This is a genomic window from Streptomyces herbicida (assembly GCF_032656585.1).
In the GTDB taxonomy this organism is placed as follows: Bacteria; Actinomycetota; Actinomycetes; order Streptomycetales; family Streptomycetaceae; genus Streptomyces; species Streptomyces herbicida.
In genome coordinates this window covers 1-13393 of record NZ_JAUYWJ010000009.1, presented here as the reverse complement: position 1 = coordinate 13393, position 13393 = coordinate 1, and the positions used below count along the sequence as shown (strand labels likewise).

Here is a 13393-nt window from a genome sequence, read left to right as displayed (position 1 = left end):
GATTGCGGAAAACCCGCAGCACGGCATTCGGATATGAGAGGGATGGCCTGCGGCTTTCCCTCACAACCGAACATATCTCGCCCGGACGGATGTCGTCACCCTCTACTGCCGCGTACCTCCATTCAGGTGAATTGGCCCTGTCACTACCTGCAACGATGCAACTTCGCAGTCAGTTCCGGTTTATTTCGAAGGAATCTGGCGGGGCTGCGACCACAGCCGCGCAGATCGGCTGCCCGACGGCGTTCGCCCTTGCCATTCCCGCTGCGCCGTGTCTCCGCTTCGCCCTCTCTTCCCTTGATCCAGCCGTCTGTTCCTCCCTTCCTTCCCGAGTTGCACGCGCGTACACGGCCGTTGTTCCGCCATTGCGGTCGACCGCCTCCCGGACGGCCCGCGCCGCCTCCGTCAGGGAGGCGCCCGTCGTCATCAGGTCGTCGACGAGCACGACCCGGCCACCGAGGAGCAGCCGTGCGCCGCCCGCGGCCACCTCCAGGGCGTCCGCCAGATTGCGCAGCCGCTGCCGGGAATCGAGCCCCGACTGGTCGGCCACGGCACGCCGCTGCCGCAGTACCGCCGCCACCTGGGCCGACGTCCCGCTCCGCCGCAGCTCACCGGCGGCCGCGAGCGCGATCCGCCGTACCGGATCGTGCCCCCGGGCCCGCACGGCCCATCGCGCGGACGGCACCGGCACGAGCAGCACAGACACGTCACCATGCCCGATCGGTGCACCGCCGCCCCAGAACGACACGACCTGCACTCGGCGTCCACCCGCAGGAACACCTTGTGCCGAACCGTCTGGCTCCGCCTGTTTTCCCGCCGGACCGCAACCGCCCTCCGGGAGGACGCCGCAGCGCCCTGTCAGTACCCCGGCATGCCCCGTCAGCGCCCTGTCGGCCCCCACCCGGGTCTCCTGGAGCCCCGCTCGCACAGCTCCCGCCAAAGCCGCGCCCAGAGGGCCTGCGAGTGCCAGGGCACCCCGTTCCTTGTGGGCGAGGAGCGCCGCCCGCACCTCGTCCGCGTACGGCGCCGCCGCATACACCGCCGGCAGCCCCGGCGGCTCGGGCACCGGTCGCACCCGGCACGGTGCGTCCCCGCTCAGGGCGGCACGGCACTCCTGGCAGAGCACCGTGCGAGGCGTCCCACAGCCTCCGCACTCGGCCGGCAGCACCAGGTCCGTGAGGTCCTGCCACCACCCCCGCATGCCCATCACTGTGCCAACGCCCGAGCAGGCGGACCACCCCTGTGGAAAACTCCCTGTGGATAACTCAGGACAGGGCGTAGCACCCCGCTACCCGTACGGGTGATAGGGCGCAGCCGAACGGTCGAACGGTCGGACCGCCCAGCCCGGGCCCGACCGGCCGAAAGCAGAAGTGGCCGCCACGGACGGGCCCAGCCCAGTCCGTGACGGCCACTCCGCGCGAGATCTCAGCCCGGATAGATCGGCGCCGACCCTTCCTTGACGATCGTCTGCCACTGCCCCCCGGCCGGCAGCCGTACGATCCCGTCGTCCGAATACGCCACGAGCGGGACCCTGTCGTCCTCGGACGCGGCGATCGCCTTGACGCCCGGCAGGGCCGAGGGCGCCAGACCGTCCGGCGTGGAGCCGTCGACCTGGATGTACCGCAGCTGCAGCACACCCCCCTGCTCACGCCCGACCACGACGAGCCGGCTGTCCCCGGCCCACGACATGGCCGTGACCTCCACCAACGCGGGCGTCGCGGAGCGCAGTTCGAGAACCGAGACCACCGGCTTCTCCCCGGCCTTCTCGTCCCGCTCGATCCTGCCGATGAGCAGGGACTGCTTGCCGTCCTTCTCCACGACGAGCGCTATCCGCACCCCGTCGGCGGCCACCCGCACATCCTTGATGCGGCCGGGCAGCTCCGGGGTCCGCACCTCCACCGGTTGGCCGGCCCCCTGCTCGAGCAGGAGCAGCCGGGGGTCGGTGGGGTTGCGGTCGGCCACCCAGAGGTCGCCGCCGTCGTCCCAGCTCGGCGTCGTCAGCCGGTCGTCGGCGGTGGCGCCGTGGCTCTGCACGACGGGATCCCCGAGCGAACCGCCCGACGCGAGCGACGTGACGTACAGGGACTTGCCGTCCAGACCGACCCCGGCCGCGGAGTGCTCGTCGCGCGAGACCGCGACCGACCGCAGTCCCCTGTCGCCCTGCCCCAGCGCGCCGGGCACCGGAACGGCGCTGGTGCTGGCACTGGCCATGCGCACGAGCCGGTGCTTGCTGTCGAGGAAGTACAGATACTCGAATCGCTTCTCGGAGCCACGCGAGGCGACGGCGTCGCGCTCGGTGAGGTCACACAGCCTCTTGCCGTCGGCACCCTGCAGTTCCACCGAGTCCACCGTGGGCGACAGGTTCTGCAGTGTGAACAGGAGCTGGGTCGCCATCTCACTGCACTTGGTCGACCCGACCCGGGAGGCCTTGTCGTTCAACGGCACCGTCAGCCTGTTCTGGTCGTCGGGCGCCAGCGAGCTGACGCCCTTCTTCAGCGCCGCGCCGGTCGGAAAGCTCGACCTGACCACGGGCCTGAGCCAGCTCGTGGGCCCGCCGAGCAGGGAGCGCACCATCTGCGTCATCGGGTCCACGCGCTTGCGCACGAAGACCGGGTCGGCGACGGCCGCCGGCTGGCCGGTCGACGGGCCGGAGGTGTTCGACGCGAAGTAGTACTTGTTGACGGAGGTGTAGTTGCGCTGGAAGTCGGACTTGCCCATGACGACGCCCTCCGGCAACGCGTCGATGCGCCACTGCTTGGTCTTGGCGTCCTGGGTGAGGTGCACCTTCTTGTTGTAGGGCCCGGCGGCGGGCGAGTACGCCTGCTGCGCGTCGACGGTGGCGACCCTGCTCCCGGCCAGCGTGTACGTGAGGTTGTTGGTGTCCTCCCGGCCGCCCGGCGGGTTGTCCTGATCGCTGCTCGGCCCGTTGGCGAGCACCGTGGTGGACTGCTCGGGCCTCCACTTCCGCGCGGCCCCTGCGGTCAGATACTTGCGCGCCGTGTCGTAGTGCGGATCGTCGCTGGTCAGCGCCTCCAGGAAGCCCTGCACGATCTCCCCGGGCGCAGCGTTGTCCTGGGGCGGCATGGCGAAGACACGCACCTGCGTGTCCTGGCGCGGCGTGGACTCGACGTCCCTCAGGTCTCCGCGGTCGGGCATCGAGGCGCACCCCGCCAGCAGTACGGCACCGCAGGCGGCGTAGGCCGCCGCGCGCACCGGCCGGCGCCGGGCGCCTCCCTCGCGGTCAGCGCCCACGAAATGCCTCCCCTGGCTTGTTCGAGTCTTCCGTGCCGGCTGCCGGCTCGGGCCCGGTGCCGTTCTCTTCGCGCGCCGCGTCGGAGGAGGGTGCGTCGTCCTGGCGGCGTGCGCCTGAGGTGGGCCGGGGCACCACGCGCGCGCCGTTGCCGGGCAGCGCGGTGGGGTCGGCGGCCGGGGACACGGATGCCATCCGCGAGCCGATCTGGGGGCGCGGCGGCAGCGCAGCCTGGCCGCCCGCCTGCTGCACGGGCACCGTGGCCCGCTTGTCCTCGCCGCCGCTCGGCAGACCGGCGTCGTCGAGTCCCCGGTTGCGCCGTGAGTCCTTCGGCTCCAGCGGTATGGGGGATCCGCGCAGCGGCTCGTCCGCGGTGCGCGGCAGCGTCAGCCGGAACTGTGAACCACCGCCCGGCTCGCCCCAGGCCTGCAGCCAGCCGCCGTGCAGCCGTGCGTCCTCCAGGGCGATGGACAGCCCCAGGCCCGTACCACCGGTGGTACGCGCGCGTGCCGGGTCCGCCCGCCAGAAGCGGCTGAAGACACGGGTCGCCTCGCCGGGCTTGAGCCCGACGCCGTAGTCGCGCACCGCGATGGCGACCGCGCCGCCCGCGGCGGCGAGCTTGACGACGACGTCCTTGCCCTCGCCGTGCTCCACGGCGTTGACGACGAGGTTGCGCAGCACCCGCTCCACGCGGCGGGCGTCCGCCTCGGCCACGACGGGCTGCTGGTCGCCGACGACGCGTATCTGCGTGCCCTTGCGCTCGGCGAGCGGCTCGGCCCCGCTGACGACCCGCCGTACGACCTCCCGGAGGTCTATCGGTTCGGCCTCCAGCGCCGCCGCTCCGGCGTCGAAGCGGCTGATCTCCAGCAGGTCCGCGAGCAGCGACTCGAACCGGTCCAGCTGGTCGGCGAGCAGCTCCGCCGACCGTGCGGTCACCGGGTCGAAGTCCTCCCGGGCCTCGTGGATGACGTCGGCGGCCATCCGTACGGTCGTCAAGGGGGTGCGCAGTTCGTGCGACACGTCGGACACGAACCGCCGCTGCATCCTCGACAGGTCCTCCAGCTGCTGGATCTTCAGCTGCAGGTTCTGCGCCATCTTGTTGAAGGCCTCGCCGAGCCGCGCGATGTCGTCCTCGCCGGTGACCTTCATCCGTTCCTGCAGACGCCCGGCCGACAGCCGCTCCGCGATCCCGGCCGCCATTCGCACGGGCGTGACGACCTGCCGCACCACGAGCCAGGCGATGGCCCCGAGGAGTACGACGACGAAGAGCCCGGCGGTTGCGAGCGTGCCCTTGACCAGGCTGAGGGACTTCTCCTCCTGCGTCAGCGGGAAGAGGTAGTACAGCTCGTACGGGTCACCGTTGGGGTCGTTGAGCTTCTTGCCTATGACCAGGGCAGGCTGCGACTCCTTGTCGCTGTCCTTGTAGATGATGCGGGTGTAGCTCTGGGAAGCCACCATGCCGCTGTTGATCCGCGCCCGCAGGTCTTCGGGCACGCTCGACGTCGGGTCGACCTGGCCGGAGGCACGGGGACCGCGCCCACCGCCGCTGTCGTCGCCCGCGGGCAGCGTCACCACGTCGAAAGCGCCCTGGCCACCGCTGGAGAGCGACGAGACGAGCTCGCTCATCCAGGAGATGACGTTCTGGGACTGACGGCCGTCCACACCGGTGCCGTCGTCCGTGGTCCCGGCCGCCGCCTCGTCGGCCTTCTGCTTGGCCACCGCGAACCCGCCGGTGGCCTGGCTCTGCGAGGCCTTCACCTTGGCGTCCAGCAGACCGTTGCGCACCTGACCGATCACGACGAAGCCCAGCAGCAGGACGACACCCAAGGACATCAGCAGCGTCGTGACGACGACCTTGAGCTGGATGTTGCGTCGCCACAGCCGCATGACCGGCAGCAGCGGGCGGCGCACCCAGCGCATGAACAGGCGAAGGACCGGGCTGCCCTGGACCCCGCCCTGCAGCAGCCCGCCCTCGAAGAAGCGGCCCCAGCGCGAACCCGTCGTCTTCCGGCCGACAGGCCGCTCCGGCCTGGCCCCGGACCGGCCGGGGGCCGAAGCGGCACTGTCCCCGGACATGTCAGCTCGGTCCAGCCTTGTAACCGACGCCACGGACGGTCACCACGATTTCCGGCCGCTCCGGGTCCTTCTCGACCTTGGAGCGCAGCCGCTGTACGTGGACGTTCACAAGGCGGGTGTCGGCGGCGTGGCGATAGCCCCACACCTGCTCCAGGAGCACCTCGCGCGTGAACACCTGCCACGGCTTGCGGGCCAGCGCGACCAGCAGGTCGAACTCCAGCGGCGTCAGAGCGATCGACTGCCCGTCCCGCTTCACGGAGTGACCGGCCACATCGATGACCAGGTCACCTATGGCGAGCTGCTCCGGCGCGGGCTCCTCCGACCTCCGCAGCCGCGCCCGGATCCGGGCCACCAGCTCCTTCGGTTTGAAGGGCTTCACGATGTAGTCGTCGGCGCCCGACTCCAGGCCCACGACGACATCCACGGTGTCGCTCTTCGCCGTGAGCATCACGATCGGCACGCCCGACTCCGCGCGGATGAGACGGCACACCTCGATGCCGTCCCGGCCCGGCAGCATCAGGTCGAGCAGCACCAGGTCGGGCTTGGTCTCACGGAATGCGGCCAGCGCCTTGTCGCCGTCGGCTACGAAAGACGGCTCAAAACCTTCACCACGCAGCACGATGCCGAGCATCTCGGCCAGTGCGGTGTCGTCGTCGACGACAAGGACTCGTCCCTTCATAAACGACATCATCCCATTCTCGTAACAGTGACAGGCGTGCTGGTGAGGAGGGTCACTGGCCCGTGACGATAGTCGTACGCGACCGTCACTGTCTGCCCACGGGACCAGACGCGGAGGCCCTGAGGGCATATGTCGGGGTTCAAGGTCACGGTGCGACGGTGACCGGCTCGCAACGGCGCCGCCTCGCTCTCGGGGCTCCTGCCCTCAGTCGAGTGTCACCCCGCGGGACCTTCCGCACAGCTCGGCGAGCGCCTCGGCCGTCACAGGAGAAACGGCGCCCTCCTCGGTGACGATCGCCGTCACCAGCTCGGGCGGCGTCACATCGAACGCCGGGTTGTAGGCCTGGGTCCCCAGCGGTGCCACCGGAATCCCGCCCCCCACTCCCGTCACCGCCACCTGGGGCGCTGTGACCTCGGTCACTTCATATCCGGGGCGCTGCTCGACCTCGATGGACGCCCCGTCCGGCGTGTCCGGATCCACCGTCGTCACGGGCGCCACCACGATGAACGGCACATGGTGGTACCGCGCCAGCACCGCGAGCGGATAGCTCCCCACCTTGTTCGCCACCGAACCGTCGGCAGCGATGCGGTCCGCCCCTATCAGCACCGCGTCCACCTCCCCCGCCGCGAACAGCGAACCGGCCGCGTTGTCGGTGAGCAGGGTGTACGCCATGCCGCTGCGGGCCGCCTCGTACGCCGTCAGCCGAGCCCCCTGCAGCAGCGGACGCGTCTCGTCCACCCACAGGCGCCGCAGCTGTCCTGCCCGGTGCGCGGCGAGCGCCACCGCGAACGCCGTGCCCTCACCGCCCGACACCAGCGATCCGGAGTTGCAGTGCGTGAGGATCCGGTGCCCGCCACCGGGAAGCAGTTCGTCGAGCAGTGCCAGCCCGTGCCCCGCCATCCGCGCGCTCGCCTCGGCGTCCTCCCGGTGCAGCACCCGCGCCGCCGCCAGTGCCGCCGCGGCCGCCTGCCGGGCGGACCCGCCCTTGGCGAGCGCGGCCTGGTGAGCGGACCGGGCCCGGCGCACGCCGACGGAGAGGTTCACCGCGGTGGGCCGGGCAGCCTCGAGCGCCCTCCCCGCCTCCTCCACGTCGAAGCCCCGCGCCGCGGCGAGGGCGACGCCGTACGCGCCGGCGATACCCAGTACCGGCGCCCCGCGCACGGCGAGCGTACGGATCGCCTCGACCAGCGCCGGCGCGTCCGTGCACACCAGCTCGACCTCCTCGGCCGGCAGCCTCGTCTGGTCGAGAAGGACCAGTACAGGCCCTTCGGGCGGTTCCTCCCATCGGATCGTCGGTATCCCCGTCGGCCTCTTGTCCTCGCCGGTTTGCGCGTACTGATCAGCCATGCGGTCAGTCTGCCCCGTCCCCGGCGGACAATTGAAGGTGTGCAGCCCCTACCGCGGCCGGTCTCCCGGTGACCACCCCATGGCACGATGGCTGCCAACCTGCCGCCGCGACCGCGGACGAGCACCGTGAAGGAGCTTTGATGAAAGACACTCCGGGCTGGGCCTCGCCCGGATCCGCCGCGTCCGACGGGCAGGAACCCGGCGCGACCGGCCCTGCCGAACCCGCCGACCGACCCGGCCCCGCACAGCCCGGCGAACAGCCTGGCGCGGGCCCACAGGACGCCGGCCCGAAGTGGTCCAAGGAGCAGCCGCCACCTGGCCAGTGGTCCGCGCCCACCGGCGCCCCGGCCCCGGGGCAGGCACCGCCGCCACCGCCGCCCGGTCCGGGCTGGGGCGGCCAGCACCCCGGCGGCGGCCACGGAGGTTACGGAGGCCCCGGCGGATACGGCACCCCCGGTGGCTACGGAGGTCCAGGCGGATACGGCGCCCCCGGCGGATACGGGGCCTGGGGTGGTGGCTGGGGCGGACCGCCGCCTGCGGCCAAGCCCGGTGTGATCCCGCTGCGCCCGCTCGGCGTGGGCGAGATCCTCGACGGCGCCGTCTCCACGATGCGCACCTACTGGCGGACGGTCCTCGGCATTTCGCTGACCGTCGCCGTGGTCACGGAGACCCTTGTCGTCCTGCTGCAGCGCTTCGTCCTGAACGACAGCGCGAGCACCGACGTCCTCAACGACCCGAACGCCCCCCTGCGCGACGTCACCCGCGCCATGAGCGATGCCATGCTCAGCTCGGGCGTCGTGCTCCTCATCTCCATGGTCGGCACGATCATCGCGACCGCGCTGCTCACGACCGTCACCAGCCGCGCCGTCCTCGGCAAGTCGGTGACCACCGGGGAAGCCTGGCGCGACGCCCGCCCGCAGGTCCCCAGACTGTTCGGCCTGATCTTCCTGCTGCTGCTCATCGCCGTCGGCGTGGTGCTCTGCGGCGCACTGCCCGGCATCCTCGTGGTGGTGGCCGGCGAAGGAGGCGCCGGTGCGGCCCTCGCCGCCCTCGGTATCCTCGGCGCCGCCATCGTCGCCCTCTGGCTCATGATCCGCTTCTCCCTCGCCTCGCCCGCTCTGATGCTGGAGAAGCAGGGCATCCTGAAGTCGATGAGCCGCTCCGCGAAGCTGGTCCGCGGCTCCTGGTGGCGGGTCTTCGGCATCCAGCTGCTCGCCGGGATCATCGCGAACATCGTCGCTTCGATCATCGTCATCCCCTTCGCCGCGCTCGCCGCCGCGCTCAGCGGTGAGGGAGTCTCCAACCTCCTCAACGGCAACAGCGGCCACCTGGGCTGGACGTTCCTCATCGTCAGCGGGATCGGCTCCGTGATCGGCTCCATGATCACGTTCCCGATCACGGCCGGCGTGACCGTGCTCCTCTACATCGACCAGCGCATCCGCCGCGAGGCCCTCGACCTCGAACTGGCCCGCGCCGCCGGTGTCCAGGGCTACAGCGGCACCCCCGGCACCACACCGGGGAGCTGATGCCGCGGTGAGTCTGGCGGGGGGAGTCCTCACAACGGCGCCGGTCCTGCAGCGCGCCGCCGGATCGGCCGTACGAAGCCTGCTGCGCGCCGGCGACACGGCCGTGCTCGCACTGGCCCGCTCGGGCGACGAGCCGCCGGTGACCATCCCACGCGATCCGGCGCGTGAGGCGGCACGGCGCGAGCTGTCCAAGCGGATGTACCACGAGAACGACCCCGGCCTGTTCCAGCGGGCCCTGGACACGTTCTGGAACTGGCTCGACCGGCTGTTCAGCGCCGCCTCGGCGGCGACGCCCGGAGGCGGGGTGGGCCTCTTCGTCGTGGTCCTGGCCGTCGTCGCGGTCCTGGCGGCACTGTGGTGGCGCCTGGGCACCCCGCGCCGCCAACCCGGCTCCGCCCCAGCCCTGTTCGACGACCGCCCCCGCAGCGCCGCCGAACACCGAGCGGCCGCCGAGGCACACGCCGCCCAGGGCCACTGGAACCAGGCCGTCCAGGAGCGGATGCGGGCCATCGTCCGCGCCCTCGAGGAGCGCGCCCTGCTCGACATCCGCCCCGGCCGCACGGCCGACGAAGCGGCAGCGGAAGCCGGCCGCAGCCTGCTCTCCCACACCGACCGGCTGCGGGCCGCAGCCCGGGAGTTCGACGACGTGACGTACGGCGGACGCAGGGCGGGCGAGCAGTCGTACCACCGCATCGCCGAACTCGACCGTGACCTGGAAGGCACCAAGCCGGTCCTCGTGAGCAGCGCCAACAGCACGGCCCACAACACCCGCCAGGGGGCCGCCGAATGACCACCGGGGCCACCACGCTCCCGTCCACCTCGGCCTCGCCCACCCCCCGCCAGGTGTGGACCCGCGCCCGAGGTGTCATCCTCGCCCTCGTGCTCCTGCTGGTCGGTGCCGTCGCGATCGCCGTCGTCCACTCCGACGTCCGGCACGGTGCCCTCGATCCGCGCTCCGTCGATCCGTACGGCAGCCGCGCCGTTGCCCAACTCCTCGCCGAGCGCGGCGTGTCCACACGCGTGGTCGGCACCCTGGACGAGGCCCGCGCCGCGGTCGGCCCGGACACCACTCTCCTGGTTGCCGTCCCCGACCTGCTGACGCATCGTCAACAGGCCCAACTGCACTCCGCGACCGCCCACTCCGGAGGGCGCACCGTCCTCGTCGCCGCCGGCAGTTGGTCCGTCGAACGGCTCGCACCCGGCGTCACCGCCGACCCCGCCACCAGCCTCGACACCGCCCTCTCCCCCGACTGCACCCTGCCCGCCGCCCAGCGGGCGGGATCCGCCGACACGGGCGGCATCCGCTACACGACCGTCCACCTCGACGCCGACTCGTGCTACCCCAGCGAACGTCTGGCCACCCTGCTGCGCGTCCCCGCCACGTCCGGGGGCGGCGACACCGTCGTCCTCGGCGCGCCCGACATCCTCTACAACGACCGCCTCGACAAGCAGGGCAACGCCTCGCTCGCGCTCCAACTCCTCGGCTCCCGCCCCCATCTGGTCTGGTACCTCCCCTCGCTCTCCGACACCTCGGCCACCGACACGGGCGACCACAAAGGCTTCTTCGACCTGCTGCCGTCCGGCTGGCTCTGGGGCACGCTGCAGCTCTTCGTCGCCGCCGCCCTGGCCGCCCTCTGGCGGGCACGCCGGCTCGGCCCGCTCGTGCCCGAAAAACTCCCCATCGCGATCCGCGCCTCCGAAGCCGCCGAAGGCCGCGCCCGCCTCTACCGCAAGGCCAACGCCCGCGACCGTGCTTCCGCCGCCCTGCGCTCGGCCACCCGCACCCGCCTGGCCCCGCTCGTCGGCGTCCCCGTCGCCCAGGCGCACGCGCCCGAGGCTCTGCTCCCCGCCCTGTCCGCCCATCTCCACGGCGACGGACAGACCTTGCACTCCCTGCTCTTCGGCCCGCCACCCGGCGACGACCCAGCCCTGATCGCACTCTCCGACCAACTCGACGCCCTCGAAAGAGAGGTACGCCGTTCATGATGGCCCCGACCACTGACAACGCCGGGTACGCCGGGAATCCGGGCAGCGCCCGTGCCTCCCTGGAAGCCCTGCGCGCCGAGATCGCCAAAGCCGTGGTCGGCCAGGACCCCGCCGTCACCGGCCTCGTCGTCGCCCTCCTCTGCCGCGGACACGTTCTCCTTGAAGGAGTCCCCGGAGTGGCCAAAACGTTGCTCGTCCGCGCACTCGCGTCCGCACTCGAACTCGAGACCAAGCGAGTCCAGTTCACCCCGGACCTGATGCCGAGTGATGTGACGGGCTCCCTGGTCTACGACACGCATACCGCGGAGTTCTCCTTCCAGCCCGGCCCGGTCTTCACCAACCTCCTCCTCGCCGACGAGATCAACCGCACTCCGCCGAAGACCCAGTCGTCCCTCCTGGAAGCCATGGAGGAACGCCAGGTCACGGTCGACGGCACCCCCCGTCCGCTCCCCGAGCCGTTCCTGGTCGCCGCGACGCAGAACCCGGTCGAGTACGAGGGCACGTACCCCCTTCCGGAAGCCCAACTCGACCGCTTTCTCCTCAAACTGACGATCCCTCTGCCGTCCCGGCAGGACGAGATCGACGTCCTCACCCGCCACGCCGAGGGCTTCAACCCACGCGACCTGCGCGCCGCCGGGATGCGCCCGGTCGCGGGGCCCGCCGATCTGGAGGCCGCCCGGGCCGCGGTCGCCAAGACCACGGTCTCCCCCGAGATCACCGCCTACGTGGTGGACATCTGCCGCGCGACCCGCGAATCGCCGTCCCTCACCCTCGGTGTGTCACCACGCGGGGCCACCGCCCTGCTCGCGACCTCCCGTGCCTGGGCCTGGCTGACCGGCCGCGACTATGTGATCCCCGACGATGTGAAGGCCCTCGCCCTGCCCACCCTCCGCCACCGCGTGCAGCTGCGCCCTGAGGCGGAGATGGAAGGTGTGACGGCCGACGCCGTCATCAACGCGATCCTCGCCCACGTCCCGGTCCCCCGCTGATGGCGCTCACCGGACGTGCCGCCCTCCTCGCGGCCCTCGGCTCGATCCCCGTCGGCATCTGGGAGCCCGGCTGGGCGGGCATCCTCGCGGTGAACGCCCCGCTGGCCGTAGCGTGCGCGTGCGACTTCGCGCTCGCGGCGCCCGTACGCCGCCTCGTGCTGACCCGCTCCGGCGATACCTCCGCACGCCTGGGCGAGACCGCCGACGTGACACTCACCGTCACCAATCAGTCCCGCCGTCCCCTGCGCGCCCAGCTGAGGGACGCCTGGCCGCCCAGCAGCTGGCAGCCGGGCACGGAGGTCGCTGCCTCCCGCCACCATCTGACAATGCCGGCGGGCGAACGCCGACGCGTGACGACCCGCCTGCGCCCCACACGCCGCGGCGACCACCAGGCCGACCGCGTGACCATCCGCTCCTACGGCCCCCTCCGGCTCTTCTCCCGTCAAGGTGCCCACAAGATTCCCTGGACGGTACGGGTCCTGCCCCCGTTCACCAGTCGCAAGCACCTTCCCTCGAAACTCGCCCGATTGCGGGAACTGGACGGCCGTACCAGTGTCCTGACCCGCGGCGAGGGCACGGAATTCGACAGCCTGCGCGAGTACGTCCCCGGTGACGACACCCGCTCCATCGACTGGCGCGCCACGGCTCGCCAGTCCACGGTGGCCGTACGCACCTGGCGCCCCGAACGCGACCGCCACATCCTTCTGGTCCTCGACACCGGCCGCACCTCCGCGGGCCGTGTCGGCAACGCCCCGCGCCTGGACGCTTCCATGGACGCGGCGCTTCTCGTCGCGGCACTCGCGTCCCGCGCCGGCGACCGCGTGGACCTCCTCGCATACGACCGCCGAGTCCGCGCCCTGGTCCAGGGCCGCGCTGCGGGCGACGTCCTCCCTGCCCTGGTCAACGCCATGGCAACGCTCGAACCGGAACTCGTCGAGACGGACGCACGCGGCCTCACCGCCATGGCCCTGCGCACAGCTCCCCGGCGCTCCCTGATCGTGCTGCTCACCGCCCTCGATGCCGCCCCGATCGAAGAGGGCCTGCTGCCGGTGCTCTCACAGCTCACCCAGCGCCACACAGTTGTGCTGGCGTCGGTGGCTGATCCGCACATCGCCCGTATGGCGACGGCTCGCGGAAGTGCAGACGCGGTATACGAGGCCGCGGCGGCCGCTCAGGCCCAGGCGGAGCGGCAGCGCACGGCCGAACAGCTCCGCCGTCATGGCGTCACCGTCGTCGACGCAACACCGGACGACCTGGCTCCGGCCCTGGCTGATGCATACCTGGCTCTGAAGGCGGCCGGCCGGCTCTGATCCCGTCCTGATCCCGCTCCACAATCCCGTCCCCATGACGCGAGGAGCGGGGCGGCATTAACCCTGAACGCAGAAAACCCCCGCACCGGAGGTGCGGGGGTTTTCCCAAGATTTGTTCGGCGGCGTCCTACTCTCCCACAGGGTCCCCCCTGCAGTACCATCGGCGCTGTGAGGCTTAGCTTCCGGGTTCGGAATGTAACCGGGCGTTTCCCTCACGCTATGACCACCGAAAC

10 protein-coding genes and 1 rRNA gene are annotated in these 13393 nt (G+C 71.6%); 5 read left to right on the top strand and 6 right to left on the bottom strand.

Annotated elements, in window-relative coordinates; genetic code table 11:
- Positions 1 to 169 precede the first annotated feature (169 nt).
- The 5 genes from Q8A52_RS19620 to mtnA all read right to left on the bottom strand — a co-directional run bounded on the left by Q8A52_RS19620 (position 170) and on the right by mtnA (position 7349).
- Entirely contained in the window at positions 170 to 1198 is a 1029-nt protein-coding gene (locus Q8A52_RS19620) for a ComF family protein (RefSeq protein ID WP_316753954.1), read from the bottom strand.
- A gap of 224 nt (positions 1199 to 1422) precedes the next feature.
- The gene (locus tag Q8A52_RS19615; RefSeq protein WP_316753952.1) at positions 1423 to 3249 is read right to left on the bottom strand and encodes an LpqB family beta-propeller domain-containing protein; all 1827 of its coding nucleotides are present in this window, start codon (positions 3247 to 3249) and stop codon (positions 1423 to 1425) included.
- The gene (gene mtrB, locus Q8A52_RS19610) at positions 3239 to 5323 is read right to left on the bottom strand and encodes an MtrAB system histidine kinase MtrB (protein WP_316753950.1); all 2085 of its coding nucleotides are present in this window, start codon (positions 5321 to 5323) and stop codon (positions 3239 to 3241) included. The genes Q8A52_RS19615 and mtrB overlap by 11 nt, the downstream gene beginning before the upstream one ends.
- Before the next feature lies 1 nt (position 5324).
- Complete coding sequence (gene mtrA, locus Q8A52_RS19605) at positions 5325 to 6014, bottom strand: two-component system response regulator MtrA (RefSeq protein ID WP_015659998.1); 690 nt, start codon at positions 6012 to 6014, stop codon at positions 5325 to 5327.
- 192 nt (positions 6015 to 6206) lie between these two features.
- The gene (gene mtnA, locus Q8A52_RS19600; protein WP_316753945.1) at positions 6207 to 7349 is read right to left on the bottom strand and encodes an S-methyl-5-thioribose-1-phosphate isomerase; all 1143 of its coding nucleotides are present in this window, start codon (positions 7347 to 7349) and stop codon (positions 6207 to 6209) included.
- 140 nt (positions 7350 to 7489) lie between these two features.
- On the opposite strand from mtnA, the gene Q8A52_RS19595 reads away from it, so the two are divergent.
- From Q8A52_RS19595 to Q8A52_RS19575, 5 genes are read left to right on the top strand one after another with little or no spacing between them, the layout of a single operon-like run.
- A complete protein-coding gene (locus Q8A52_RS19595) occupies positions 7490 to 8875 on the top strand; it encodes a hypothetical protein (RefSeq protein ID WP_316753943.1) in 1386 nt (461 codons plus the stop codon).
- Positions 8876 to 8882: 7 nt separating this feature from the next.
- A complete protein-coding gene (locus Q8A52_RS19590; protein ID WP_316753942.1) occupies positions 8883 to 9665 on the top strand; it encodes a DUF4129 domain-containing protein in 783 nt (260 codons plus the stop codon).
- Positions 9662 to 10861, top strand: coding sequence for a DUF4350 domain-containing protein (locus tag Q8A52_RS19585; protein WP_316753940.1), 1200 nt, complete (start codon positions 9662 to 9664; stop codon positions 10859 to 10861). Before Q8A52_RS19590 ends, Q8A52_RS19585 begins: the two co-directional genes overlap by 4 nt.
- Complete coding sequence (locus Q8A52_RS19580; protein ID WP_316754252.1) at positions 10861 to 11850, top strand: AAA family ATPase; 990 nt, start codon at positions 10861 to 10863, stop codon at positions 11848 to 11850. The genes Q8A52_RS19585 and Q8A52_RS19580 overlap by 1 nt, the downstream gene beginning before the upstream one ends.
- Positions 11850 to 13160 (top strand): DUF58 domain-containing protein, encoded by a 1311-nt coding sequence (locus tag Q8A52_RS19575; RefSeq protein ID WP_316753938.1) that lies wholly within the window; start codon positions 11850 to 11852, stop codon positions 13158 to 13160. Before Q8A52_RS19580 ends, Q8A52_RS19575 begins: the two co-directional genes overlap by 1 nt.
- A gap of 114 nt (positions 13161 to 13274) precedes the next feature.
- Here the strand turns inward: Q8A52_RS19575 and rrf are convergent.
- Positions 13275 to 13391: ribosomal RNA gene (gene rrf / locus Q8A52_RS19570) — 5S ribosomal RNA — on the bottom strand.
- Positions 13392 to 13393: the final 2 nt, after the last annotated feature.